Genomic DNA, 26,682 nt, shown 5'->3' with positions numbered 1-26,682 from the left:
AAAGTGTCATTTTCACTTTTCTCACAAATCTTCGAAAGGCAAAAAAAAACTCCGGAGAACCTGTAAGGCCCTCCGGAGAATAACATTTTTTCCATGTATTACGCAGATTCGGCAGCTTTCGCGCGCGCTTTACTGATCCGTGTATTCGGCGTCGACCACGTCCTCATCGCCACCTGCCTCTCCCGTGCCGGCTTCGCCTCCGGTAGATCCGTCCGGCTCGGGTCCTCCGGCGGCCTCGGTCTCTTTATAGAGGATCTCGGCCAGTTTGTGCGAGGCCTGGGTGATCCCCTCAATGGCGCGGTTCATCTCCTCGGTATCGCTCCCTTTCAGGGCTTCTCTGCCCGCGTCGAGGGATTCCTCCAGGTTCTTGGCCTCGTCCTCGGGTATCTTATCCCTGTTCTCCGAGAGGTTCTTGTTGACATCGTAGATCAGGGAATCAAGGCGGTTTTTGACCTCAACCTGCTCCCTCTTTTTCCGGTCCTCCTCGGAGTGGACCTCGGCATTTTCCACCATCTTTTCAATTTCTCCATCCGAAAGTCCGCCCGTGGCTTCGATCTTGATGGACTGCTCTTTATTGGTGGCTGTGTCCTTCGCGGAGACGTTGACGATGCCGTCAGCATCGATATTGAATGTTACCTCGATTTTGGGCATTCCGCGGGGCGCAGGCGTAATCCCGACGAGATGGAAGCGTCCGAGGGTCCTGTTGTCGACCGCCATCTGCCGTTCGCCCTGAAGAACATGGATCTCAACCTGGTTCTGGTTGTCCTCCGCAGTGGTAAAGGTCTCGGATTTCCGGGTCGGGATGGTGGTGTTCCTCCGGATCAGCGGCGTCATTACCCCTCCCAGGGTCTCGATTCCCAAGGACAGGGGGGTCACATCCAGCAGAAGGACGTCCTTGACCTCGCCGGCCAGCACGCCCGCCTGGACCGCGGCTCCCAGTGCCACAACCTCATCAGGGTTCACGCCTTTGTGCGGCTCTTTACCAAACAGTTCCTTGACTGACTTCTGAACCAGTGGAATACGGGTCGAACCGCCTACGAGAACAACCTCGTCCACCTCGCCGGGTTTGAGGCCGGCGTCCTTAAGGGCTTTTTTGCATGGACCGATGGTTTTCTTGACCAGGTCCTCGATCATCTGTTCGAACTTCGCCCGTGTGAGCTTGATGTTAAGATGCTTCGGTCCGCTCTGGTCGGCCGTGATGAACGGAAGATTGATGTCGGTTTCCTGGGTGGTGGACAGCTCAATTTTCGCCTTCTCGGCCGCTTCCTTGAGACGCTGCATTGCCATGGGATCGCCGGAAAGGTCGATACCCTGGTCCTTTCTGAACTCGTCCACCAGGTAATTGATAACCACCTGGTCGATGTTATCACCACCCAGATGGGTGTCGCCGTTGGTGCTCTTGACCTCGACCACGTTATCACCCACCTCAAGGATGGAGATGTCGAAAGTCCCGCCACCGAAGTCGTATACAGCTATCTTCTCGTCGGCCTTCTTCTCGAGGCCGTAGGCCAGCGCGGCCGCGGTGGGCTCATTGACGATACGAAGGACCTCGAGGCCGGCGATCTTTCCTGCGTCCTTCGTTGCCTGTCGCTGGCTGTCGTTAAAATAGGCCGGCACGGTGATAACGGCCTGGGTGACCTTTTCGCCAAGATAATCCGCGGCCGCCTTCTTGAGCTTCTGAAGGATCATTGCCGAGATTTCGGGCGGGGTATAGGTCTTGTCTTTCAGTACAACGGCAACGTTCCCGGATTTGTCCTTCGTCACCTTGTAGGGTACGATGTTGATCTCCTCGGGCACCTCATCGTACCGGCGGCCCATGAAGCGCTTTATGGAATAAACCGTATTCTGGGGGTTGGTTACGGCCTGCCTCTTGGCGACCTGGCCCGCCAGACGTTCGTTGTCCTTGGTGATAGCGACAACCGAGGGTGTCGTCCTTCCGCCTTCCTCGTTGGGAATAATCTTGGGACTGCCGCCCTCCATCACAGCCACCGCCGAGTTGGTGGTGCCGAGGTCGATCCCTATAACCTTTGCCATTGCGTAAATCCTCCATTTATAAATTGATCAACGTCTTTCCAATAACAGCGGAACGCTCTAAAAGTAACCACGAACTTAATACTGTCAATGGACCTGGAACCATGTACCTGTCTTCCCAAATCCTTGACAACCGGAGACGGAAAAAATATTAAGGTATGGCAATGTCAAACTCCGAAGAACATCCCTCGTCCGCATCCCATCCGGTCATCGTCAGCCGGCCGGACCACAACATCTCCCGAAAGGATATCGATCCTGATGCTCTCAAGGTCCTTTACAGGCTGCACCATCACGGGCACATCGCCTACCTGGTGGGAGGAGGGGTCAGGGACCTTCTTCTCGGCAGAAAACCCAAGGATTTCGATATCAGCACCTCGGCCCATCCAACCCAGATTCGAAAGCTTTTCTCCAATTGCCGCCTCATAGGCCGCCGGTTTCGCCTTGCTCACATCTATTTCCGCGGCGGCAAGATCATCGAGGTGTCGACCTTCAGGACCATATCCGAGTTTAACACTGAAGATGGTCCAATAAGGTCAGACAACACCTTTGGGACACCGGAAGAGGATGCATCACGCAGGGACTTTACCGTCAACGCTCTTTTCTACAACATCGCCGATTTTTCCATTATCGACTATCTGGACGGACTAAACGACCTGAAGGCCGGAATCATCCGCTGCATCGGGGATCCCATTATCCGTTTCCGGGAGGACCCCATCAGGATGCTCCGGGCGGTGAGGTTTGCCTCTCTTCTGGGCTTTTCGCTGGACGCAGCCAGTGCCGCGGGCATCTCCACCCTCAGGAATGAAATCTGGGATGGAGCCGTTCCAAGGATATTGGAAGAGATCGTACGTATGATGGACAGGGGAAACAGCGGGGCCGCGCTTTCTCTCCTGCACCAGATCGGCCTCGTCGAATCCATACTGCCGGAGATCAACAGCCACATACGGAAAGCCGGGTTGAATGAATATCTCGACATTCTATCCCGCCTTGATCAATACGGCCGGGATGGCACGATCCTGAAACCATGGCTGACGATAGCCGTCCTTGTCTATCCCCTCTATCATTCCGGAATCACCGGGCTGCACAGGCCGGACCACCTGAAATCGGCACGGGAAGTCCTCTCTCCCATCGCCGAGCGAATCCAGATCCCGAGAAAGATTCGTGATACCATACGCCAGTCACTGGCGGCGCAGCACCGTTTCTTCGCCCTGGGAGACCGTCGCTACAGCCGGCAGGCGATCCTCCGCAAATCGTATTTCCTAGATGCCCTGTCACTCTTCGAGATGATAGCAGGCGGGACGCAGGAGGGAAGGAATCTTATCAGTTCCTGGAAAGAGATCGGCAAGGGGGTTCCTGACCGGGCACCCCGCCCAAAAAGAAGGAGAAAGAGAAGGCGTGGACCGTCGCCAAACCAGCCTTCAATCCCTCGATAGGGTAACGGTTATTCTTCACCGTCCCGCAACCCCTGAAAATATCGGGTCCGTGGCGAGGGCAATGGCGAATACCGGCTTTTCAAGGCTCATCATCTCCTCCCCCGAAACCGAGGACTGGGGTACGGCGGGCAAAGTGGCCGTTTCAGCCGTCGGAATCCTTGAAAATGCCCCTAAATGCGCCTCCCTGGCCGAGTCCCTTTCCCTGGCGGCACCCGGTTTCGTCGTAGGAACAACGGGGAGGGACAGGAAATACTGGGCCCCCATTGAGATTGCCGAGGCTGCCCCCGCCATCCTCTCCAGGGCGGTATTAACCGGCGTTGCTCTTCTCTTCGGCCCTGAAAACACCGGGCTTTCCAACGGGGAGCTCGCCTTGTGCCAAATGGTCGTAACCATCCCCTCCGCAGGCAGTCTTTCAAGCTACAACCTTTCCCACGCCGCCATATTAACCCTTTTTCAGATAATGACGGCCGCCACCCCGGAAGAGAATAAACCCCTCCAGACGCCGGCCGCGTTCGATTCCATGGAGGGGATGTATACGCATATCCGGGAAACTCTTACGGAAGCGGGATTTCTATGGGAGGACAACCCCGCCCACATGATGCACGCGGTGAGATCCTTTATCAACAGGGCGGCCCCTACAGAACAGGAAGCGAAGATGGTGAGGGGGATCTGCAGGAAATTACTCCGGCATTTGCGGGACCGGTGACAGAAGGTGAGAATCGCTGTGCTTGCGGACGTTCACGGCAATCTATCTGCCTTGGAGGCGGTAGTGGTGACCAGGTTTGTGGAGGGGAAGCCCCTGCATGGAGTCATGGATCAGCCAGCGGGCTTCCGGCCGCCGAAGACGGCGAAAGCTCCATATTTATAGTAGCAGTCCACCTGCTCGAACCCGGTTTTCTTCAGGGCGGCCATTTGGGAGAAGAGGGGGTCGGGACGGTTGTCGGGGTTTTCCTTGTACCGCCTGATTATGTCGGAGTAATCCCTGTCCGTTTTACCCTCCGCCCTCCTTTGGTCAATCCACTCCTTCCAGAGAACCATGTACCAGTCCTCAAGTTCGGCGGAAGGCCCGAGGATAGAGTCAAGGTTGATGAAATGCCCTCCCCCACGAAGCCACCCGAAAATATTGCGGTACAGGCTCTCCTTTTCCGCAGCATCGAGATGATGGATGGCCAAGGAGGACACAACGAGATCGAAGTGGAACTGCAGGAGGTCTCCGCTCCCCAGTTCCTGGAAACTGGCCTTTAGAAAGGAAAAACCCTCCCGGCCGGAGAACCGCTCCGAGGCCAGGTCGAGCATATCCCGTGATCCGTCAACCAGAGTGGCCTCCAGATCCTGTATGCCGGCGGAAACGGCATGGGTGATGATTCCGTCTCCGCAGCCGAGATCGAGGAGCCTGACCTTGCCCTGACCCTTGATGAAATGCAGGCAGTGGGATCTCATGAGATCAATCATGACCCCCCTGAACGGCAGGTAGGCCTCCGCGTGGTCCAGGTATTCCCTGGAAAATTCAGAATCAGCCCAGTTCGAATCAGAAAAATCCGCCATGTTCGCTTTCCTTTCACCTTCGCTCTTCGAGCTACGGTTGGTTCAATGTTGATGACTTCGCAAAAAGTCATCAATGCGCCCACTGAGGGGCGCCCAAATCAATGACTTGCGTTGTAAGTCATGATTTGTAAGGAAAGTGAAAATGACACTTTTCGCTTTCCGTGGAGCAAAAAGCCATAAATGGACTTTTTGCGACCCTATCAATGTTCAACATTATTATTACAAATTACAACTGTGCCTGGCAGCAGCAGCAACTTACCATCAAACGGTTGTGAAGTCGAAAGGCGTGCACACCCTTGACACCCGCGCCGGCAGCGTTATATTAGAAAAGCCTAATGTAGTAGCCGGCAATAGAGATGAAAGGGGAGGACCCATGTCCAGGAATTTCAGCCCTTCGATGTTTCAGAACGCCTGTGCCGTTGAGATGCGGTGCGAGGAGTGTGGAAAAGAGATAGAGGGTGAACCGTACCAGTCCAGCTTTTCCGCCGTATGCTGTTCCTTAAACCCGGTCTACTTCTGCTCGAAGGAGTGCTGGGATAAAAGCGTAGATTACAACACCGAGAATTGGGGTTAAGGAGGAGGATTATGAAGAGCTATCGGAAAGAACTCTGGTTTGACGTTCCTACACGAAGGGCATTCATCCACATCACACCTGACGTTGAGGAATGCCTTCGGGAGAGCGGCATCAAAGAGGGTTTAATACTGATTAACGCGATGCACATCACGGCATCGGTGTTCATCAACGATAACGAATCCGGCCTCCACGAGGACTACGAGAAATGGCTTGAAACGCTGGCTCCCCATGAGCCCATCGGCCGGTACCGGCACAACCGCACCGGGGAGGACAATGGCGACGCCCACCTCAAGCGCCAGGTCATGGGCCGCGAGGTTGTGGTGGCCGTCACCGGCGGGCGGCTGGACTTCGGCCCCTGGGAGAGGATCTTCTATGGTGAGTTCGACGGACGAAGGAGGAAACGGGTTTTAGTTAAAATCATAGGGGAGTAGGGGCAGGACTCTGGGACAGGCGCGATGACAGATGGTGGAATATGGTCCTCATCCAGGGACTCATTTCCAGGAGGATCCTGAAAGTAATAGATTTTTTACCGTACGGATGCCGCCCCGTCAGCTATCCCGCTGTCTGTCCTGGGATCATCCTGGCAACTATCGGGAATACCAAGATTTCCATCAGGACCGGAATCCATACCTTTTGCCGCGAGGGCAGCGGCTTTGGCGAATCTATATCCGATTATGTAACAATCGGGATTGGTAGTAGAAGGCGTGTAAGAAGACCGGCTATTATTGGGATTCGTAGTTAAAAGTCCACTGGTGATTACAACAACCAATAAACCAAGCCATATGGCAACCATTATCAAGCATTCACGCTTGATTTTCTTTAACTTCGCATCTGCGGTTTGCTTGGGTTCATCTGCTACTCTCTTTTGATGGGTAGTTGATCCACAATGAGGACAACTTTTGGTAGATTTTGTCATGATTATTCCCCCTTTCACGTAACGGCCATATCAACCACAAAAGGAGTCACCAAACTCATTCAGAAAGGAGAAGAGCAATGACTATCCAGGAAAAGCTTATCAGGAACAAACCGGGTTTACTAGAGTGGGCGTCGTATCTGGGGAACGTATCCGAAGCTTCAGGGTCATCCTGGAAATGAGCACCTGGAATTAAACCTGACTGCACTCCGTTGAACGTTGAACCAGGAACCGAAAACGGGAGAGGCAAGCTTGCCTCTCCCGTTTTCGGTTCCTGGAGTTAACGGTAGATTATTCGACGATGGGGAAAATCCTGCCGCTGCTCTTCTCAACCTGGAGTCTATTGACCAGATCGCCGCCCTTTTTGGTGACCACCTGTATCTCAAAACCGTCCTCGTTGGCCGCGACCTTACCGACCTGGATGTAGGGGTTCCGGCTGACGCGCAGCTCGATCATGGCCTTGGCCTCGTCCTGGGTGATATTGGCATTGCGCTGATCTTTGCGGTCGAATCCATACCAGTGGCGATCTCCGCGTTCACCGTCGCCATCCCCGCCCATGTGCCCGCGCATGCCGCCGGAGCCCATCATTCCCGAGCCATAGCCCATCATGCCAGAACCACGGCCGCTGCCGGGGTTCTGGCATCCGTAGCCGGAGCTATAACCGGCATTACTATCACTACCCCCGGATCTTCCGCCGTAGGCCTGTACAAGACCGGCGCTTACAGCAAATAGGGTCACACTCAGTACCGTCACTAGAATCATTTTCCCTTTCATTTTTTCCTCCCGTGCTTTCGCCTTTCGGCTTGGATTCCCTTGGGTCTCATTACCCACTTGCCATCCATTTTGTTATCCATAGAGCACGGGCTGTGCCAAAATCCCTATGGCATGGAAAATGTTTTCAACACATTGAAATTAAAAGGATTTTTTAAATACCGATGGGGCATGACCGGAACGGGGTGTCACCTTTTTCCACGGTACCGGACTGCCGGGTGGGTAGTTTGTATACAGGGTTTATCCTGGAGATTTCGCGGGATTATTTCGTTGAAAAATAATCATCGAGGATCTTCCGATGGTCGAAGACGATCTCTGTCGGCAGGTCGTTTTCGTTGAACACGGCGGCCTCGGCGGCATCGTCCCCCCCCACCGGGGTTCCGGAAGCCCTGGCCACGAAAACCGTGGAGATGGTGTGCTGTCTGGAATCCCGGGATGGATCGGAGTAGACGCCCAGGAGACGTACCAGTTCGACTTCCAATCCCGTCTCTTCCTTCGCCTCCCGAACCGCCGCGTGCTCAACCGTCTCGCCATAATCCACGAATCCACCGGGCAGAGCCCAACCCTGGGGCCGGTTCTTCCTCTTTATGAGGACAATTCCGCCCCCATCGAGTTGAATGATGGTATCCACAGTTGGAACAGGATTTCTGTGTGGCCGGCCGCAGGTCAACGGAACACCCTAGCCCGGAACCCGGTTGGGAAGAAGGATCTGGTGTATTACAGCAGCGATGGTGAAGACGACAAAGCTGCCGGACAGGACCACCACAAATGTCGCTCCCTTTCGAAACAGGTACAGGGCGGTGACGAAAAAGAAGATCGTGGGGATGATCCCGAACAGCACCGACCGGGTGAAGGAGGCTGCCAGCTGATAATCACCGGTTTCAGTGTAAAGCCATATGAGGGCCAGAAGGGTGGTGAGCGGCATAGCCGCAATCAGTCCCCCAAGAGAGGGTAGGCGCCTGGCCACCTCGCTGACCCCTGCGATGATGAAAGCGGAGAGGACCACTTTGACCAGGAAAAAAGCTGAGTGCGGCATGGATCTACCTCCTCGTAAGACGATCGATGGCGTTGGAAATCTGTTTAAGAGGTCCCGGATCAAGGCTCTCAATGGCCATGACAACAGTCCCGTCCCTGTCTATCAGGACCGCGAATGGGATTATCTCCACACCATAGCTCTGAAAAATCTCAAGATCCGGATCGAGAATCACCGGATAGTGCATCCTGACTGCGTACCGCCTTACCTTTTCGAGCATCTTTTTCGTAGGCGGGTCACCGGCAATGCCCAGCAGTTCGAAATCCCTTTCCTGAAAAAGATCGTGAATCTTGTTTAACGCTTCGATTCTGCTGAGACAATCCCGGCAGAATACCGACCAGAAATTCAGGAGGATGACCTTTTTGCCGATATGGTCCTTCAGGTCAAATGTTTGTCCGTCCAGGGTCCTGGTGGTAAACAGGGGAGCTTTCTCGCCGGTCAGAACCAACGCCGCGCCGGCCGGTACAACAGACCGGAAAACAACCACCAGGCACAACAGCAAGGTGCCCACCGCGAGAAAGCTGACTCTTTTCATCATCGTTATCCCCCCTTATTCCCCCTGTTTCCAAGCGCCCATGCGATCCGCCTGAATATACCTCTTACTATTCTGGCATCCTGGGATGTTTTTACGCCCTTAGTCAGTATCTCCCTCAGGTGCACCACGACCTGGCTCGCAGGGTTCCTGATAGTGAACCCCGTGTCATCCAGGACGGATTCTATCTGCCTGAGCATAGATTGGAACTCATCAGCTGAGGGGCTCCCGAACGATCTGACCTTCCGCTCGGATTCCGCCAGATCCATTCTCAGTTCATAGGCGAGCACCATTACCGCCTGAGAGAGGTTCAGGGACGGATAATCGGCAGCTGCCGGGATTGACACTATCCCATGGCATATGCCCAGTTCCTCCGCTGAAAGGCCGGAATCCTCGGGTCCGAATACGAGGGCGGTCTTCTCGTTCTCCGACTCACGGATGACAAATCGCGCCGCTTCCCTTGGGTCCATGATCCTGCGGCGGCTGCTCTTTACCCTGCGGGAAACCCCCAGAACGACAGAATAGGGCAAAACGGCCTCTTCCAGACTATCGCAAACCCTGGCTGAATCGAGAACATCGCCGGCCGATGCCGCCATCATCCGTGCTTCGGACTCCATGTAGTCGTCTGCGCCTGCGATTACCAATCCCCCGAGGCCCATATTTTTGACCGCTCTGGCCACCGAACCGATGTTGCCGCCGTAACGGGGGCGACGAAGGATAACATGGATTCTTTCCAGGGAATTATCCGATTCCATAACCTCCTTCACTGAAACGGGGTTTAAAGCATAAAAGTTGATGACTTCGCAAAAAGTCATCAACGCGCCCACTGAAGGGCGCTCAAATCGAAGATTTGTGAGGAAAGTGAAAATGACACTTTTCGCTTTCCGTGGAGTAAAAAGCCATTAATGGACTTTTTACGACCCTATCAATGTTACGCACCCAAGACACCGTGGGGCAGTATAACAGAGAGAAGACAATTTCCAAAGGTGCCTAAAGGTATCATCCACTATTATGGGTTTTAGATCTTCTCTGCGAAACCATGCGGGATGTGAGGATTTAATCAGGGATATGCCGAAGATCACGGCCTGACCACACAAAAAAGGCTGCCCTTTATGGGAAACCCCGGCACAGCGGGTGGCCGATTTGAATGGAGGGGAGCTGTGCCGACGGGCTGGAGAACCGGATTCCGACTCAACGCTCAACATTGCAAAGCGTTTCCGGACCTCCCGGGCAGCCTTCACTTATAGTATAACTCGCCGGTTTTAGATGGCAAGCTCAAGGCATATCGGGCCACATTGTCCCAAGAAGTTTTCTTATCAGGGAAGACTTCGCCGGAGGGGAAAAATAAATTATTGAAGGGTCGGTACGGACTGAACCTTCAGGGCGAGGTCCCAATCCCTGAGCGGTCAAAGAATCCTTCATAAATGCCCTTACGTTGACCATGCCTGTCACCGGCATCTTACGCAGGTCCGAATAAAACGCGATGGACTCCAGGCCCGGCCCATCGCAGCTGAAACGTTCCACCTCCTGTCCCACATGCAAACAGGAATAGGAAAACTCCCCCAGGCCAGGTTCATAGCGACAGAAGATCACTTTTTCCCGGGGAGTTTGAACGACCAGATGGTCCGCGACATATCCTGTGCCGTCCACATCCCCAAAGAGCCGGATGTGGGACCACCCATCACGCCAGTTTGTAATGGACACCTCGACGGTATCTTTTTTTGGCGAGACCTCACCGCCCGGCGCCGTATCATGAACACGGCAACCGATCCGGCTTATTCCCGCGGCCAGGGCGTCGGCCAGGAACGCGGCGTCCTCAAGAACATATATACCCGATAGATAACTCATGTGAAACCGGGCCGGTTACCGCCGGTCGGAAGGCTACCGAAGGAGGCCGAGAGCCACCGGCACCGCCCATTCCGGAACCTTGAGAATCACGGAGTCCATGCTTTCCAGGTCCCCCGGAGGGGCAGGGGCATCGAAGCTCATATCACCGTGTGATCCGGCGGGGATCAGGCCAATCTTCACGCTGTCCTGATAGTCAAACCCTTTGGTCAGGTAAAGTTCCAAAGGCTGCTTGTAGACGCTCTTTAAATTCCTCACCTTAACCATGCTGCCGTCGGCCGAAAGGTCGATCTCCCCGGTAACGAAACCTGCTTTTTCGTAGCCCACCAGCCGGGCGGTTTTGCCCTGTGCCCAGGCCGCAAGGGGCAAGGCCAGGAGCAGGGAAAGGGCGGCAAACAGAAGGAAAGTTTTTCTCATGATTTAAATCCTCCTTCTATTCTCAAAGTGAAGCTTCTCTCCGGACTCTTCGTCCGGACTTCCTGCAATCTACCACAGAAGCGGGGAGGTGGAAAACCTTATCTCACCGCAGCTTCGCATCTGGAAAGCAGGAGCGGGCAGGGACGAAAAAGCAGACGCGGGCGTGGTCAATCCTGCCGGTAGATTCCCACAACAGGAAGGTTGAACAGGGGGTTGTCATCGTGAGGAGCGTCATCCAGTTCCACCGTAAGGTCCACGCCGAAGGGATGGCCGAAATGATCGCCATGCTCGGATTCGGGTGTCCCGGTCATATCGTAGACCTTTCCCATGTAGGCCACGTATGCGGAACGCCCGTCCTTTCCGTCAAACCGGGCCAGTTCTTCCTTCGTAAATGTCTTCATCCCCTGTCCCCTTTTATGCGGTTGGGAACCGAAATTCCCTTTGACGCAATATTATGCTGCATGGTTCGGGGAAAGTCCATGGGAGGCATATTCCAAACTCCCGGTTTCTACTGTTCCCGGCTCAGTGTCGGGAGCGTTGCGCGATCAGGATCTTCACCCGATCCACCGGTAAAGAATAGCGGCCAGCGTGGTCCCAGCCACGATCAGCCAAAGACAAATCCCCAATGCAAAAGGCCTGGGGCCAACCCGTTTGAGGACGGTTCGGCTAAGACCAGCGCCAATGAGAAACAGTGTGACGACCAGGCTTTGCCTGGCCAGGGCGAAAAGGCCGGCCCAGGCCCCCTCCCACTGGGGCAGGAAGGTTCGTAGGGTGGCGGCCGCGATGAAGCCGATGATGAAAAGGGGAAACGCGATCTTACCCTCGGATTTTTTTAACCAGGCGGCCCCCATGGCGCAGGGCATGATCCAGACGGCCCGGGTAAGCTTTACCGTGGTGGCGATGGCCAGTGCCCCGCCCCCAAAGGCACTGGCGGCCCCGACAACACTGCTGGTATCGTGGATGGCCAGAGCGGCCCAAAGTCCGAACTGTTGTGGATTCAGGGTCAGCATGCGTCCGATCGGAGGGAAGAGGAGGAGCGCTGTCGCGTTAAGGGTAAAGACGGTGGCCAGCGCCACCGCTGTATCCTCGTCCTTCGAGCGGAGCACCGGGGCCATGGCCGCGATTGCGCTGCCTCCGCAGATGGCAGTGCCGAAGGCGATCAGCCAGGTCGTGTTCTTCTCAGCGCCGAAGAGTCTTCCCAGCGCCCGGCCTGTAAGGAGGGTCAGCGTGATCCCGATGATAGTGTAGAGTGCGGCTTCCCGCCCAGTGACCCAGATTTCCCCAAGGCTGAGTCCAAAACCGAGCCCAACTACAGAAATCTGCAGCAAGGATTTGCTGTATCGCGATGTGCGGCTCGGCCATGGGTTGGCGCCCAGGACGCCGATGGCGATCCCGGCGGCCAGGGCCGCGGCAGGGGGTACGATCGGCAGGGCACATGCGGCAAGCAGCAGGACGAAAAGCCCCTTAGTCGGAAAGGGCCTGGGCATGTCAAACTCCTCTGAAAACAGGGTCTAGCCTTCGGCGGGATCTAGCCTTCGGCAGGGTTTAGGGTTTGGGATCTGGCTGCTTTTCACATTGGACGTTGGACGTTGATAGGGTCGCAAAAAGTCCATTAATGGCTTTTTACGAAGTCATCAACCTTGGACCTTGGGTTTAAAACACCTCGATACTTCAATAACGCCGTCTCAGGGAACTGCCCCTCAGGTGGCGCTATCCATCCCAGCCCTCAGTTCCCTTACCAGATTTACAACATTTCTAACAGCGCTTTTGTCATCCGGGGCGTCAAGAATCCTCGCGGTTACCGCGCTGCCGACAATTACACCATCGGCAGATTCCGCCGCCCGGGCCGCATCCTGTCCGTTCCGGATTCCGAACCCGACACAGACGGGAAGCGCCCCACTTTCCCTGGCTGTGGATGCCGACTGTCGCCATGGGGCGTCGGCCTGAAATACGTCTCCCGTCAGGCCGGCCATGGAAACCAGGTAAAGGAACCCGGAGCCGTTCCTCAAGATCTCGGTCAGCCTGCCGGACGGGGTATTGGGGGCGGCCATGGGAATGAGGGCCATCTTCCCGGCGGCCAACTCATTTCGCAGCGGCCGGCCTTCCTCCAGGGGAAGATCCGGGATTATCGCCCCATCCACTCCCATTTCCTTCGCCCGCCCGGCGAAATCCCTGTAGCCCATATGGTATACCGGGTTGGCATAGCCCATCAGGATGATGGGAACCCCGGCATTTTCCCTTCTCAGACGCCCCGCCAAATCCATCGTCTTTTTCAAGGTCATCCCGGCGGCCAGGGCCATTCCTGACGCCTTCTGGATCAGGGGACCGTCGGCCAACGGATCGGAAAAGGGAAATCCAAGCTCTATGATATCCGCTCCGGCATCCAAAACCGCGTGGGCAAGTTCCTCATCCCGACCCGGGCCGGGAAAGCCGGCGGTAAGGAAAATAACGAGCGGCTTTCGTCTTTCTGAAAAGACATCTCTAAGCCTTTTCACCTGTCAACTCCTCTCATCCAACAGGGCTTCCATGTCCTTGTCGCCCCTGCCGGAAAGACAAAACAGGACCTTTTTCCCGGCGAGTTTCTCACTGTTTCTGAATATCCAGGCCAGGGCATGGGCCGATTCGAGGGCGGGGAGGATGCCCTCCTCCCTTGTGAACCGACGGGTCGCCGCAAGGGCCTCTTCATCACTGACACTGTGGTATGAAACGCGCCCGTTCTGTTTCCAGAAACTGTGCTCCGGCCCTACGCCGGGATAGTCCAGGCCCGCCGATACGGAGTGGGCCGGGATAATCTGACCGTCATCATCCTGGAGCACGTAACTGAGACTCCCGTGGAAGATCCCCGGGCTTCCCATGCCCAGTGAGGCACCGTGCTGCCCAGGGCCTGTGCCCATCCCTCCGGCCTCAACCCCCACCATTAACACTGCATCTCTTTGAAACGGATAAAAAAGTCCGGCCGCATTGCTTCCGCCGCCCACACAGGCAACCAGCATATATGGAAGCTCCCCGTATCTTTTCTGGAACTGTTCGCGCGCTTCCGTTCCGATGACGGACTGGAAATAACGAACCATGAGGGGGTAGGGGTGGGGGCCTACTGCCGACCCCAGGACGTAGAAAGTATCCTCTACGTGTCTAACCCAATCCCTCATAGCCTCATTGACTGCGTCTTTCAGTGTGCCGGAACCTTTATCCACTGGAATTACCCCGGCGCCGAGGAGCCGCATCCTCTCCACGTTGGGGGCCTGTCTGCGAATGTCCTCGACTCCCATATAAACTGAACAAGGCAAACCGAACAACGCCGCGGCCGTAGCAGTGGCAACACCGTGCTGCCCGGCCCCGGTCTCCGCGATAATCCGGCTTTTCCCCATCCTGACGGCCAGCATGACCTGCCCGAGAGTGTTGTTGATCTTGTGGGCCCCGGTGTGGTTCAGGTCCTCCCTTTTCAGCTCGAGCACAAAGGATTGCCCTGCGCCGGCAAACCGTACCGCGGTGGTCAGGGGGGTCGGACGTCCGGAAAAGTCCCGCATAACGGCAGCGAGATCCTGTCGGAACGCTTCATCCTTCCGGGCCTTCTGAAAAGCGGCATTCAATTCATCGACGGCCGGGGCGAGGATCTCGGGAACAAACCGTCCACCGAAAGCACCGAAAAACCCCTTGGCGTCCGGCAAGCTAACATGCGACATTTCGACAGCCTCCCCCGTTTCCCATGGAAGCGCATCTGGCTTCCCTGACGAATTTTTCCATAAGTACGCTGTCCTTGATCCCAGGCGACGACTCCACCCCGGAGGCGGCGTCAATGCCGTAGGGCATCAGTTTTTTCACCGCGCAGGCCACATTGCCGGGGAACAACCCCCCGGCAACGAAAACCCTGTGCCGCCTGCAGATGTCCACGGCATGATCCCAGTTGAAGACGGCGCCGGTTCCACCCAGCTTTCCGTCCACCATGGCGTCCAGGAGGTATGCGCACGCACCGAAATCCTCCAGCCCCTCCAGGTCGCGGGGGTTTTCTCCTACCCGCACCGCCTTAATGAAAGGCGCCTTGACCTTGCGGCAGTATTCCCTGTCCTCATCCCCATGCAGCTGAACCGCGTCGAGATCAAGAAAGGTAAAAAGGTCGTTGACCACGTTCACTTCCTCCCCGGCAAATATTCCGACCTTGTCAACGAAGGGCGGCAGTTCTTCAAAAATGGCCCTGGCGGAGTAGGGGCTCAGGTATCTGCTGCTCCCCGGAACAAAGTTGAAACCCAACAGATCCACCCCAAGGGCACACGCCTCAAGGGCATCTTCAACCCTTGTAAAACCGCAAATCTTTATCTTCAGCGAGGGCTTCATCCTGTCCTCCCGGCACCGACCATGGCGCCCAATTTTCCCTCTGATCCCGTGGATCTGATCAGCGCCTCCCCGACCAGGACCGCCCTGTAACCAAGATCCCTCATTCTCCGGATATCCTCCGCCAGGCGAAAGCCGCTCTCGGCGACGCCCTGGACCGGGCCACAGATAAAAGGGGCCAACCTTTCGGAAAGGCCGGTGTCCACCTCCAGGGTCGCCAGATTGCGGTTGTTTACCCCGATGAGGTCGGCGCCTCCGTCAAGAGCCGCGGAAAGCTCATCCTCATCGTGCACCTCAACCAAGGGCCGCAGACCCTCACGCCGGCTCCTCTCGATCATCTCCGGCAGGGATGTGCCCCTGAGCAGGCCCGCGATAAGGAGGATGCCCGAAGCACCCAGTCCGGCCGCCAGTTCTACCTGGAAAGGATCAACGACGAAGTCTTTCCAGAGGAGTGGAAGCCGCGTTCCGGCGGCAATTTTCATGAAAAGCTCCGGCGACCCACCGAAATAACGCTCCTCCACGACAACGCTCACCGCCTCGGCGCCGCCTGACTCGTATATCCCAGGCAGATCCAGAGCATGAGGCATGTCGATGAGCGCCCCACGGGACGGGCTTTTCAGCTTGACCTCGGCGATAATGCCGCACCCGGCGCCATTTCCGGGAAGAAGGGGAGGCCTGGATATCGGTCCCTGGATTTCCGCCTGCCGGAAGCGTTTCTTCCACACGGAGGTATTAACAGCCGCCGATTTACCGGCCGTTTCGAGAAAACTGTTTTTCATATCCGTTTTCCTTGCAAATCTTCGATTTGCGCGCCCATCGGGGGCGCGTTAATGATTTCTCGCGAAGTCATCATTAGTTATCGACCTCACCCTTTCCAGCACTCCAATGGCCAACCCACGGTCTATGGAGTGGGCTGCGAGATCAAGGCCCTCGCGCATATCCCCCGCGACGCCGGCCATTTCAAGGGCCGCGGCCGTATTGAGCAGTACCGCGTCCCTCACAGGTCCGTTGCCGCCCTGAAGTATCTCCAGGGAGATCGCGGCGTTTTCCTCGGGCGTGCCTCCTTTGAGAACGCCCTTTTTCGCCCGATTGATCCCGTAGTCTTCGGGTTCCAGGGTCCTCATCCTGACCCCTCCTCCTTCAATGACCTCGGCGACGGTGGTGGAAGAACTGACGGAGATCTCGTCCAGACCGTCCTTTGAAGAGACAACCATGGCTCTTTTCGTTCCGAGCCTGGATAGTACGCCGGCCATTAGTGGTACCAGTTCCACGCTGAAAACTCCCAACAATTGCCTTTTGACCCCCGCTGGATTGCAAAGGGGGCCGATAAGGTTAAAAAGTGTTCGGAATCCAAGATCCTTTCTCACCGGGGCCACCGCCTTCATGGCAGGATGGTAGATTGGGGCAAACAGAAAGGCGAACCCGGTCTCATGGAGACACCGGGAAGCCACATGGGGAGACACGTCGGTTCTGACCCCAAGGGCCACCAGCAAATCGGCGCTGCCGCACCTGCTGGAAACGGAACGGTTTCCATGCTTGGCCACCCTGGCACCGGCACCCGCCGCCGTCAGGGCAACGAGGGTGGATACGTTGATCGTTCCGGCTCCGTCCCCGCCTGTCCCGCAGGTATCCAGGGCATCGCCCGGATCTCCGCCGGGAAATGGAACCGACCGGTCCCGAAGCGCCATGGCCGCTCCGGCGATCTCCTCTTCCGTCTCTCCCCGAACCTTCAGGGCCGTCAGGAACGCTCCCATCTGGGTGTGAGAGACCTCTCCATCCATAATGGTGCTGACTGCGGCAGCCATGGATTCGGTGTCCAGATTTTCCCCGTTTGTCACTCGGGCCAGTATTTCACGCATCATGACGCATCCCTCCTTCAAGTTTCAGAAAGTTCCTGAAGATCGTTATTCCTCCCTGGCTGCCGAAGGACTCGGGATGGAATTGAACCCCTTCCACGGTCATCCGGCGATGTCGAATTCCCATGATCTCCCCGTCATCCGCCGTCGCGGTGACCTCAAGTATCCGGGGGATGCTCATCCCGCTCAAGGCCAGGGAATGATAACGGATCGCCTCGAACGGGACGGGGAGGCCCTCGAAAATTCCATCTCCCCCATGGATGATGGCTGAAGACTTCCCATGCATAATGCGGGATGCGTGGACCACTTCTCCCCCAAAAACCTCGCCGATGGCCTGGTGCCCGAGACATACCCCGAGAATCGGTACTCTCCCGGCCATCCGACGTATGGCCTCCTTGCTGATTCCTGCCCCATCCGGGCGGCCCGGGCCCGGAGACACCACTATGTGGCTCAATGGCATCTTCTCCAGTTCATCCGGGGTCAACTCGTCGTTTCTCATAACCATTACTTCCGGATCCAGGGTGCTAACAGCCTGATAAATGTTGTAGGTAAACGAATCGTAGTTATCCAGGATCAGGATCATGGGAGCACCTCCACATTCCCGAAGGCCTGAAACATGGCTTCCGCCTTCGCCTGTATTTCATCGCACTCCCTTTCCGGCACGGAATCCGCAACGATTCCCGCTCCCGATTGGACGAAAGCGCGTTCCCCGGAAAAGAAGACCGATCGGATCGTGATACAGAAGTCCATGTTCCCCCTGATATCGAAATACCCCACGCCCCCGGCGTAGGGCCCTCTGACCACCGGCTCCATCTCCGAAATGGCCTGCATGGCTCTCACCTTGGGCGCCCCGGAGACGGTACCCGCCGGAAAGGTGGCACGAAGGGTGTCATATGAATCTTTGCCCGTAGCTATATATGAACGAACCTCCGAAACGAGGTGCATAACGTGGGAAAAGGACTCGACTTCCATCCTTCGGGTGACTTCCACGGATCCGGAGGCCGAAACCCTTCCGAGGTCGTTTCTGCCCAGATCCACCAACATGATATGTTCGGCCCGTTCCTTGGGATCAGCAAGAAGATCGGCAGCCTGGGCAAGGTCCTCCTCCCTGTTGCTTCCCCGTCTTCTGGTCCCGGCGATGGGCCGTACGGTCAGTGTGTCGTTCTCCCTCCTGACGAGTAGTTCCGGTGACGCGCCCAGCAGGACCCCGCCCTGGAAGCGAAGATAGAAATGGTATGGAGACGGGTTCAGGCTCGACAGGGACCGATAGACATCCTCCGGCGGCGGGGACGGGGATACCTCCCATCGACGGGAAAGGACCACCTGTATCAATTCACCATCGTTGATAAAATTCCTGGCCCTGGCTACATCCCGAAGAAACCGGTCTTTTGTACAGGAAGATTCCGCTATTCGAAGCAGCGTTTCGGGGGGATCTTCCGACGGCTCTTCCAGATGTTCGGGAAGAAGGGACCGGGCCATGGTGATCAGTTCCTCAGCCCTCTCGCCATCACGGGCCCACGCCACCAATACCAGCCGCCGTTGAACGGCATCTTTTAAAATGAGAATTGATGGAATGAAGAAGGCATAGTCGGGCAGATCAAGATCATCGATCTCCGCGCGGGGTATCCCCTCGAAACGTTCAGCCGCTTCGTATCCCAGGCAACCGATCCACCCGCCGACATACCGGAAGGAGGAAAGCCCTGCAGGGACATAACCGTTGGGCTCCAAAGAACGAAGCAGGACGAGGGGGTCCTCCGCGGAACCTTCCGTAACGTTTCCCTCCAAATCCCTGAGGATGTACCGATTCTTCGAACCTTCAAGGGCGAACAGGGGACGGGCCGCAGCGATGCCGTAACGGGCCCACTTCTCCGTTCCCTCCCGGCTTTCCAGAAAGCCTATGGGCCCCAGCGGACCCAGAGCCCTGTCCAGCTCGGGCATTTCGCCCAGTTCGAAGGGAAGTTCCCTGTAGGCGCATTTCAAACACATGCCCTGCACTCTATGAGCGGTTGCCGTATTCATGTCATCCTCCGTATAAAAATGGGGCCGGGTTTACCCACGGCCCCATTAAAAAAAAGGCCGCGGGTTCATGGAGAACCCGCGGCCTGAATTTCGGAATATAAATTTACCGGATCAGCGGCGCAGTGCCCCCCTTGCAGAATCTACCCGCCACCACCAATAACCGGCTGAGACAACATTTCTGGTTTTCGCAAACAATCTATCCATGGTTCTCCCTGCTAACAGATAAATATTATCCTGTCAACACCGTTGTTTATGGGGTCAGTCCACCTGAAGGACAAAACCGCATGATATTACCGTGTTTTCGCTCGCCCTTATTCCCCTGGATGAAACGGTCAAAAGCATCCCCTCCATCTCTTTATCCCAATCACGGATCAAAACCGCAGGATGCCACACACCGTTACTCAGAATCCGTTTATGGGGCTGGATGACGAGGACGCAGTCGGGAGGAATTTCCACCCTCTCGTTGTATGTGATCCAATAGGCGCCCTGTCCCAGATCCCACCATCCGATTTCCTCACCGGTCGAACGCCGGGAAGGCCGCTTGATTCGCCTGGCTTCCTTGGTACCGGCATCGTCCGGCCCGAGTTCCGCCTCTCCCATAATCTGGTGGACATCACAAAGGGTCATGGTGATAAGGCTCCCCGAGACCTGGCCGTCCGGGCGTACCGGGAATTTCAGGATCTTCTCAAGCTCAGTGGAATCGAGGAATCTCACGGGACCGATACTGGACTGGGGACAGTACCGGATACGTGGACATAGATGAGACGGTTTCTGCTCCTGAGGTCCAACTCCACAAGAACGACCTGCTGCCAGGTACCCAGTACGACTTCACCCTCTCTGATGGGTATCGAGAGGGAGGGTCCGAGAAGAGCGGCTCTGACGTGGGATCTTCCGTTTCCGTCCCCCCACCGGGAATCATGATCGTATTTTTGACCCTCCGGGGCAAGCCTGGAGAGGGCTTTTTTCAGGTCATTGACGGCCCCGGGCTCAAACTCAATTGTGGTGAGGGCGGCTGTGGAACCGGCCACAAAAAGGGTAGCGACACCATCAAAGACACCTGACGCCTTGATCTTCTCTTTCAGATCGGCTGTCAGATCAACCACGTCCATTTCCTTTGAGGTGATGACTTCAATAAAAGCCGGAAAACATATGTAACACCGCTCAGTGGCACCCATCTTGAATAGATTTATATATGATGAAGAAGAAAAAATCCATTCCCAAGTCAAATGACGAAAGACACCCGGGAAGGCAGGAATTATGCGTCCTGAAATCCCTTATCGGCCATCGGGCAGCCGAAACGGTATTGAGCCGATATTCCCTGATCGAGCTTCTGCGCACCGACCGCAAAAGTTTAATGGATGTGCGGTACATGGGCCCGTCAAGGGCAAATACCATTCTTGCCCTGCCCCGACTCCTCGAGATTGTAAGCACTCCTCGAACGGGGGACAGAATCATCAGCTGCAGCCGGGACATCTTTGAACTATTCAGGTTCAAGGCCGGCATCAGGGAACAGGAGCATTTTGTCGTTCTGGCGCTCAACAGCCGGAACAGGATCATCTCGGAAGAAACAACGGCTGTCGGATCCGTCAACACGGTTCACGTCAGTCCTGCGGATATCCTCAAACCCGCCATCAGGCACGCTGCCGCGAGTATCATCTGCCTGCACAACCATCCTTCCGGCGACCCAACCCCTTCCACCGACGACAGGTCCCTCACCGATCGGATTGCCAGGGCTTCATCCCTTATGGGTATCCGTTTTCTCGACCATCTGGTCATCACGGTATCCTCCTACTACTCCTTTTCCGATTCCGGCGAACTTTAGTTCCCTCCCTTTCAGGGGAAGAAGCAAGGGGAAAACCGGGGTGTGGAATTCTCACCTGCAAATATGATAAAATCTATAGGTTGTAGATCAATCCAGCCGGTCCAGCCGGTCCAACCGCGGGAACATTTTCGCACTGCGCTTAATCGGAGGCAAACCTGACGTGTGCCCCACCAGGGATCAGATCAGTCTTTTGGAACATATCAGCAGGTTAATCGGGGAATCTCACGATTTCAAGGGGACTGTCGACAATATCGTCTCCCTGGTTAAACGGGAGATGCACACCGATGTCTGTTCGCTGTACCTTTACAATGAGGAGCGGAACCATCTTGCCCTGGTCGCCAGTGAAGGGCTTTCAGGCGATGCCATCGGAAAGGTCAAGATGAAGCCCAGTGAGGGACTGACAGGGCTCGTCTTTGAGACCAGGACGCCACTCGTGGTGCAAAACGCCGAGACGCACCCGCGTTTCCGATACTTTCCCATAACCAGGGAGGAACACTACCACACATTCCTGGGAGTTCCCCTCATCAGCCGGCGTAACCCCATAGGGGTTCTCGTGGTTCAGGACAAAGGCGAGCGGTCCTACACCAAGCAGGAACTTCAACTGTTCAATACCATTGCGGGACAGGTGGCGGGTGTCGTCGTCAACGCCCGCCTCCTGAATGGCCTTTCAATGGGCACTGTGGCCCTGGAGCCGGTTGCGGAACCTGTTCATCAATCCAAGCTGCTGCACGGCACCCCCGCCACTCCAGGCATCGCCATGGGAACGGCCATAATCCTGGAGGGTTCTGATGACATTCACTACATTATGGAGGAACTCTCCGAGAACCCTGATCAGGAACGGAAACTCTTCGATAAATCCGTAGGAGAAGCCAGGGCCGAGATCGAAAAGCTTCAGAGCCGTATCCATGAGCAACTCGGAGAGGAAGACGCGGCAATCTTCAACATCCACCTGATGATGATCGAGGATCAGGGATTTACACAGAAAGTAGATGACCTTATCTCCTCAGGGTACACGGCGCTTTACTCAGTAAAAACCGTCGTCGCGGAATACCTCAACAGCTTCGACAACATCAACGACCCTTACCTGAAAGAAAGGGGAGTGGACATCGAGGATGTGGGGCGCCGGCTGATGAGGCTGTTATCCGGTTCGGCTTCGGACGACACTCTGTTCATTGAGGAAGAAGGGATCCTTTTGTCACGCCTGATAACTCCATCAGATGCCGCCAATCTGGCAGGACAGAAGGTTAAGGGGATCGCTACGGCGAGTGGGGGGCACACCTCACACGCCATCATCCTCTCGAGATCCATGGGTATTCCCTGCGTTGTGGGAATCGACGAAATCCTCGACATCGTACATCCCGGTGATTTCATAATCGTTGACGGGAACACGGGAACTGTCTACGTCAATCCGGATGAAAACGTTGTTCAGGAATACCGGCGTCTTACGGAAGACTACAACCGCCACATGGTGGAATTGGTGCGCGAAAAGGATCTTCCGGCGGTAACTCTGGACGGTTACCGGGTTGAGCTCCTCGCGAATGTTGGTTTGATTTCCGACCTGAAGCTTACCTCCTTTTACGGGGCGGAGGGGATCGGGCTGTATCGTACCGAAATTCCTTTCCTGGCCAGAAATATGATCCCGGAGGAGGATGAACAGTACAGGATCTACCGCCGCATGGTGGAGGGGGCCATGGGCAAACCGGTGACCATCAGGACCCTGGATGTAGGGGGTGACAAGAACGTCCCATATCTTAAGATACCCAAGGAGGAAAACCCGTTCCTGGGCTGGCGGTCAATTCGCATGTGCCTGGAGAAGGTGGATATTTTCAAGATTCAGATCAGGGCCATTTTGAGGGCGGCAGTCCACGGTTCCGTGAACCTCATGATACCAATGATTTCATCCATGGAGGAGGTCCACCGGGTAAAAACCCTTATCGGGGAATCGATACGGGAACTGGATGCGTCACGGGTTCCCCACAGGTCTGGAGTTCCCATTGGCATAATGATCGAAATCCCGGCCGCGGCCCACCTTGCCGACAGGTTGGCCAAGGAGGTGGATTTCTTCTCCATCGGTACCAATGATCTCACTCAGTATGCGCTGGCCGTCGACAGGAACAACAGGAAGGTGGCGCACCTGTATGATCCCATGAATCCGGCCGTTCTCAGCCTCATTCAGATGACGACCAAGGCAGCCAGGGACAACGGCATCCCGGTTGGTGTGTGTGGCGAGATAGCCTCCCTTCCCCTCTGGACCCCCCTCCTCCTCGGCCTGGGAGTTACGGACCTGTCCATGAACGCGGCCGCAATCCCGCTCGTCAAAAGATCTATCCGCCTTATCAAACATCAGGATTGCCAGAGAGCAGCGCGAAGGGCTATCAAGGCGAGTACATCTTCTGAGGTCCGCCGGATTCTTTCCCGGTTCGAGACGATGATCAGAACGCAGGTTTACTTCTCGCCCAGAGAGGCCGTTTCCACGGAACAATAGGGTCCTATGAGTCCAGAGTCGAAAGTCCAGAGTGTGAAATTCCAAGGGCGCAGTCAGGACACGGGTAACGGATGGCTTTGTCATCGCGAGCAGATCTCATACGACGCGATCCCGCCAACATTCATGAGACTACCGCGCTCTTTTCAGTCGCTTTCGTTTTCGCTAAAGCTTCGACGGGACAAGCGCAATGACATCTCTTTGTTACCTGTGTCTCAACGTCGGCTTTTCCACTTTTGACCCGTTATTCTACTCTGGACTCTGGACTTTCGACTCTGGACACCGCGACTCTGGACTGAATTAAAGAAACCCGGGACAGCCTGAACCATCCCGGGTCCCCCCCGTTGGAGAGGCTTACAACCTCTAGTGTGAAAGTTTACACATGCATCCCGGCCCTGTCAAGGGAAACCACTGCCGGGACACCTGGCCGGCGTCCAGTTTGGCAGGGTCGTAAAAAATCCATCAATGGCTTTTTACTCCACGGGAAGCGAAAAATGTCATTTTCACTTTCCTCACAAATCTTCGATTTGTGCGCCCTCAAGTGGGCGCATTGATGACTTCTTGCCTAAGTCATCAATTTTCATCTGGATCAGCTGGATCAGTTTCTCCTCCCCCACAAGACCGCCCGCGAAAGTAACCGGCGGACCGGCGTCGCGATTTATCCTCACCATGTGACGGGCGGTATCCTTCAACGGCTTTAAATCCGCTCTCAAGGCCCACCACGCCGGGTTACTCATGATCTCCACCGAAACAATGCCGGAAAAGGGGATTGATACCGTCCGGGTCCCCCTGTAAACCAGCAGTGTCCCGTTTTCTATCACCAGGCTGAAACGGGCCAGAGACAAGGCCATCTGCACCGCAAACATTCCCCAAAGGGCGGCTAACCCCGTCACCATGGCGAGATGAGCAGGCTTAACGTATTCGCCGTTTAAAAAAAATCGGTCCACAATCATTACAAGAAGGATTAGAAGAAAGGAGAGGGCGAATGCCAGGCTGACGCTCACGAATGCCTGCCGCAGATACTGGCCTATACTGCCCGGATAATGGAACTCCTGACCCGCCCCGGCGCCCGTATCATTACCTGGATGACTCATGGGCATTCGCTGTCACCTCAGCTCCGTCAGCCTATCAAATAGCATGAAACAGAAGGGATCTGCACAAAATTTTCAGGAACCTGACCCGCCTCCGGCGGCACGCGGGACCGACGCCGCTTCGGGAGATCTGGACTGTTTTTTTCGATCGTTGGCGTTCAGGAACTTCTTCCGCAGCCGGATCGATCTGGGAGTGACATCAACCAGTTCGTCGTCATTAATAAATTCCAGGGCCTGTTCCAAAGAAAGCGCCCTGGCCGGTGTCAGGTGGACGGTATCGTCGCTTCCGGAAGCCCGCATATTGGTAAGTTTTTTGCCCCTGCACGGGTTAATCACCAGGTCGTTATCCTTGTTATGCCGCCCTATGACCATTCCCCCGTAGACCTCCATACCGGGACCGATGAAGAAAACCCCGCGATCCTGAAGGCCGAAAATCCCATAAGCGGTCATTTTCCCATCTTCAAGAGCAATGAGTGATCCGTTTTTACGCCCCGGAATTTCTCCCCGAAAGGGGGCGTAGCTGTGGAACGTGTGGGAAATGATTCCGGTTCCCTTGGTGTCGGTCAGGAATTCCGTTCTAAAGCCGATGAGTCCGCGAGCGGGAATCACGAACTCCAGCCTGTTGACACCGTCCAGGGGCACCATGGAAATCATTTCGCCTCGGCGCAGACCCAGTTTTTCGATGACCGTTCCCTGGTATTTTTCGTCCACGTCGATTACAAGATGTTCCATCGGCTCGCAGGGGCAGCCGTCCACCTCACGGAGGATTACCTCGGGCTTTGATACGGCCAAAGCGAATCCCTCGCGTCTCATGTTTTCGATAAGGATGGAAAGGTGAAGTTCGCCCCTGCCGGAGACCTTGAAGCCGTCGGCGCCTTCCATCTCCTCTACGCGAAGTGAAACGTTGGACCGCAGTTCCTTCATGAGCCGGTCCCGGATCTGGCGGGATGTCAGGTATTTACCTTCACCTCCAGCGAAGGGAGATGTGTTGACCATGAAATTCATGGAGATGGTGGGTTCGTCGATGGCCACATATTCGATGGCCACGGGTTCCGCGGAGTCGGCGATGGTTTCCCCGATACCGATCTCATCGAAACCCGCAACGGTCACGATATCACCTACGGCCGCATCCCGGACCTCCACCTGCTTGAGCCCCTCATATCCGAAAAGCCTGGATATACGTCCCGTCCGACAGGTTCCGTCTCTCGCGATCAGGGTCACAGCCTGGCCGCTCTTTACGATGCCGTTGTATATCTTCCCGGTGGCAATGCGGCCGATGTAGTCGTCGTAGGCGATGTTGGCCACCAGCATCTGGAATGGAGCTTTGGACTCCCCCTCCGGAGGGGAAACATGGTCCCGGATCATCTCGAAGAGCGGTTTCAGGGTGTCCGATTCGTCGTCAGGCTCCAGCCTGGCATACCCTTCCCTGGCGCTGGTGTAGACCACCGGGAAATCCAGTTGCTCGTCGCTGGCCGAAAGGTCGCAGAAGAGGTCAAACACCATATCCAGGACCTTCTGCGGACGGGCGCCCTTACGGTCGATCTTGTTGATGACCACCACCGGCTTAAGCCCGAGCTCCAGTGATTTCCTGAGGACAAAACGGGTCTGCGGCATGGGACCTTCAAAAGCATCCACAAGGAGGAGCACTGAATCCACCATCTTGAGAATTCTCTCCACCTCGCCCCCGAAATCCGCATGGCCCGGGGTATCGACGATGTTGATTTTCAGGTTCCCGAACCGTACGGAGAGGTTCTTCGACAGGATGGTGATTCCCCTCTCCCTCTCGAGGTCATAGCTATCCATAACCCGCTCGGCGACAACCTGATTGTCCCGAAATACCCCGGACTGTCTGAGCATGGCGTCTACAAGGGTGGTCTTCCCATGGTCTACATGCGCTATAATCGCGACATTTCTGATATTGGCCTGCATTTTTGATAACCTCGCAAAAAAGTCTCTTCGAGCTATTTTCCTCAACGGGGGATGGCTTCC

General features: G+C 55.8%; 29 protein-coding genes. 6 read left to right on the top strand and 23 right to left on the bottom strand.

The window, feature by feature from the left end:
• Positions 1-129 precede the first annotated feature (129 nt).
• Positions 130-2,034: a molecular chaperone DnaK gene (dnaK, locus tag GXP52_05085; GenBank protein NOY86656.1), complete on the bottom strand. Its 1,905-nt coding sequence runs from the start codon at positions 2,032-2,034 to the stop codon at positions 130-132.
• Positions 2,035-2,189: 155 nt separating this feature from the next.
• On the opposite strand from dnaK, the gene pcnB reads away from it, so the two are divergent.
• Positions 2,190-3,464: a polynucleotide adenylyltransferase PcnB gene (pcnB, locus tag GXP52_05080; protein ID NOY86655.1), complete on the top strand. Its 1,275-nt coding sequence runs from the start codon at positions 2,190-2,192 to the stop codon at positions 3,462-3,464.
• A complete protein-coding gene (locus tag GXP52_05075) occupies positions 3,427-4,170 on the top strand; it encodes a hypothetical protein (protein NOY86654.1) in 744 nt (247 codons plus the stop codon). Before pcnB ends, GXP52_05075 begins: the two co-directional genes overlap by 38 nt.
• Positions 4,171-4,280: 110 nt before the next feature.
• Here the strand turns inward: GXP52_05075 and GXP52_05070 are convergent, their stop codons facing one another.
• Positions 4,281-5,009 carry a class I SAM-dependent methyltransferase gene (locus GXP52_05070; GenBank protein NOY86653.1) on the bottom strand — a complete coding sequence of 243 codons (729 nt, stop codon included), beginning with the start codon at positions 5,007-5,009 and terminating at the stop codon, positions 4,281-4,283.
• Between the two features lie 373 nt (positions 5,010-5,382).
• Here GXP52_05070 and GXP52_05065 point away from each other — a divergent pair, with 373 nt between their 5' ends.
• Together GXP52_05065 and GXP52_05060 are read left to right on the top strand one after the other, a co-directional pair.
• Entirely contained in the window at positions 5,383-5,583 is a 201-nt protein-coding gene (locus tag GXP52_05065; GenBank protein NOY86652.1) for a hypothetical protein, read from the top strand.
• An 11-nt stretch (positions 5,584-5,594) separates the two neighbouring features.
• The gene (locus GXP52_05060) at positions 5,595-6,014 is read left to right on the top strand and encodes a YjbQ family protein (GenBank protein NOY86651.1); all 420 of its coding nucleotides are present in this window, start codon (positions 5,595-5,597) and stop codon (positions 6,012-6,014) included.
• Positions 6,015-6,109: 95 nt separating this feature from the next.
• On the opposite strand, the gene GXP52_05055 is transcribed toward GXP52_05060, so the two are convergent.
• The 19 genes from GXP52_05055 to GXP52_04965 all read right to left on the bottom strand — a co-directional run bounded on the left by GXP52_05055 (position 6,110) and on the right by GXP52_04965 (position 20,473).
• Positions 6,110-6,499, bottom strand: a complete 390-nt coding sequence (locus tag GXP52_05055) for a hypothetical protein (GenBank protein NOY86650.1) — start codon at positions 6,497-6,499, stop codon at positions 6,110-6,112.
• Between the two features lie 288 nt (positions 6,500-6,787).
• Positions 6,788-7,270, bottom strand: a complete 483-nt coding sequence (locus tag GXP52_05050) for a hypothetical protein (protein NOY86649.1) — start codon at positions 7,268-7,270, stop codon at positions 6,788-6,790.
• Between the two features lie 259 nt (positions 7,271-7,529).
• Complete coding sequence (locus GXP52_05045) at positions 7,530-7,937, bottom strand: NUDIX hydrolase (protein NOY86648.1); 408 nt, start codon at positions 7,935-7,937, stop codon at positions 7,530-7,532.
• A gap of 9 nt (positions 7,938-7,946) precedes the next feature.
• Positions 7,947-8,303 carry a DUF3147 family protein gene (locus GXP52_05040; GenBank protein ID NOY86647.1) on the bottom strand — a complete coding sequence of 119 codons (357 nt, stop codon included), beginning with the start codon at positions 8,301-8,303 and terminating at the stop codon, positions 7,947-7,949.
• Between the two features lie 4 nt (positions 8,304-8,307).
• Entirely contained in the window at positions 8,308-8,838 is a 531-nt protein-coding gene (locus GXP52_05035; protein ID NOY86646.1) for a TlpA family protein disulfide reductase, read from the bottom strand.
• A 2-nt stretch (positions 8,839-8,840) separates the two neighbouring features.
• Positions 8,841-9,587, bottom strand: coding sequence for an RNA methyltransferase (locus GXP52_05030; protein ID NOY86645.1), 747 nt, complete (start codon positions 9,585-9,587; stop codon positions 8,841-8,843).
• A 520-nt stretch (positions 9,588-10,107) separates the two neighbouring features.
• Entirely contained in the window at positions 10,108-10,680 is a 573-nt protein-coding gene (locus GXP52_05025) for a hypothetical protein (protein NOY86644.1), read from the bottom strand.
• A gap of 33 nt (positions 10,681-10,713) precedes the next feature.
• Complete coding sequence (locus GXP52_05020) at positions 10,714-11,094, bottom strand: hypothetical protein (protein ID NOY86643.1); 381 nt, start codon at positions 11,092-11,094, stop codon at positions 10,714-10,716.
• Positions 11,095-11,261: 167 nt separating this feature from the next.
• Positions 11,262-11,495, bottom strand: a complete 234-nt coding sequence (locus GXP52_05015) for a cytochrome B5 (protein NOY86642.1) — start codon at positions 11,493-11,495, stop codon at positions 11,262-11,264.
• Positions 11,496-11,648: 153 nt separating this feature from the next.
• Positions 11,649-12,581, bottom strand: a complete 933-nt coding sequence (locus tag GXP52_05010) for a putative sulfate exporter family transporter (protein ID NOY86641.1) — start codon at positions 12,579-12,581, stop codon at positions 11,649-11,651.
• Between the two features lie 213 nt (positions 12,582-12,794).
• Entirely contained in the window at positions 12,795-13,589 is a 795-nt protein-coding gene (locus GXP52_05005; GenBank protein NOY86640.1) for a tryptophan synthase subunit alpha, read from the bottom strand.
• A 3-nt stretch (positions 13,590-13,592) separates the two neighbouring features.
• Positions 13,593-14,777 (bottom strand): tryptophan synthase subunit beta, encoded by a 1,185-nt coding sequence (gene trpB / locus GXP52_05000; GenBank protein NOY86639.1) that lies wholly within the window; start codon positions 14,775-14,777, stop codon positions 13,593-13,595.
• Positions 14,764-15,426, bottom strand: coding sequence for a phosphoribosylanthranilate isomerase (locus GXP52_04995; protein NOY86638.1), 663 nt, complete (start codon positions 15,424-15,426; stop codon positions 14,764-14,766). The genes trpB and GXP52_04995 overlap by 14 nt, the downstream gene beginning before the upstream one ends.
• A complete protein-coding gene (locus GXP52_04990) occupies positions 15,423-16,202 on the bottom strand; it encodes an indole-3-glycerol-phosphate synthase (protein ID NOY86637.1) in 780 nt (259 codons plus the stop codon). The genes GXP52_04995 and GXP52_04990 overlap by 4 nt, the downstream gene beginning before the upstream one ends.
• A 48-nt stretch (positions 16,203-16,250) precedes the next feature.
• Positions 16,251-17,285: an anthranilate phosphoribosyltransferase gene (trpD, locus tag GXP52_04985; protein ID NOY86636.1), complete on the bottom strand. Its 1,035-nt coding sequence runs from the start codon at positions 17,283-17,285 to the stop codon at positions 16,251-16,253.
• Positions 17,275-17,862, bottom strand: coding sequence for an aminodeoxychorismate/anthranilate synthase component II (locus tag GXP52_04980; protein NOY86635.1), 588 nt, complete (start codon positions 17,860-17,862; stop codon positions 17,275-17,277). The genes trpD and GXP52_04980 overlap by 11 nt, the downstream gene beginning before the upstream one ends.
• Complete coding sequence (locus GXP52_04975) at positions 17,859-19,298, bottom strand: anthranilate synthase component I family protein (GenBank protein NOY86634.1); 1,440 nt, start codon at positions 19,296-19,298, stop codon at positions 17,859-17,861. Before GXP52_04975 ends, GXP52_04980 begins: the two co-directional genes overlap by 4 nt.
• A gap of 258 nt (positions 19,299-19,556) precedes the next feature.
• Positions 19,557-20,012: a hypothetical protein gene (locus tag GXP52_04970; protein NOY86633.1), complete on the bottom strand. Its 456-nt coding sequence runs from the start codon at positions 20,010-20,012 to the stop codon at positions 19,557-19,559.
• Complete coding sequence (locus GXP52_04965) at positions 20,009-20,473, bottom strand: YjbQ family protein (GenBank protein NOY86632.1); 465 nt, start codon at positions 20,471-20,473, stop codon at positions 20,009-20,011. Before GXP52_04965 ends, GXP52_04970 begins: the two co-directional genes overlap by 4 nt.
• A 17-nt stretch (positions 20,474-20,490) precedes the next feature.
• Between GXP52_04965 and radC the strand changes: the two genes are divergently transcribed.
• Together radC and ptsP are read left to right on the top strand one after the other, a co-directional pair.
• Entirely contained in the window at positions 20,491-21,120 is a 630-nt protein-coding gene (radC, locus tag GXP52_04960) for a DNA repair protein RadC (protein ID NOY86631.1), read from the top strand.
• 160 nt (positions 21,121-21,280) lie between these two features.
• Complete coding sequence (ptsP, locus tag GXP52_04955; protein NOY86630.1) at positions 21,281-23,605, top strand: phosphoenolpyruvate--protein phosphotransferase; 2,325 nt, start codon at positions 21,281-21,283, stop codon at positions 23,603-23,605.
• A 509-nt stretch (positions 23,606-24,114) separates the two neighbouring features.
• Here ptsP and GXP52_04950 read toward each other — a convergent pair.
• A complete protein-coding gene (locus tag GXP52_04950; protein NOY86629.1) occupies positions 24,115-24,696 on the bottom strand; it encodes a hypothetical protein in 582 nt (193 codons plus the stop codon).
• A 72-nt stretch (positions 24,697-24,768) separates the two neighbouring features.
• The gene (typA, locus tag GXP52_04945; GenBank protein ID NOY86628.1) at positions 24,769-26,622 is read right to left on the bottom strand and encodes a translational GTPase TypA; all 1,854 of its coding nucleotides are present in this window, start codon (positions 26,620-26,622) and stop codon (positions 24,769-24,771) included.
• Between the last annotated feature and the right edge of the window lie 60 nt (positions 26,623-26,682).

The sequence above is a fragment of the Deltaproteobacteria bacterium genome (assembly GCA_013151915.1).
Lineage (GTDB): Bacteria > BMS3Abin14 > BMS3Abin14 > BMS3Abin14 > BMS3Abin14 > BMS3ABIN14.
Note: the sequence above shows the minus strand (reverse complement) of the source record. Positions and strands in the feature narration are given on the sequence as shown.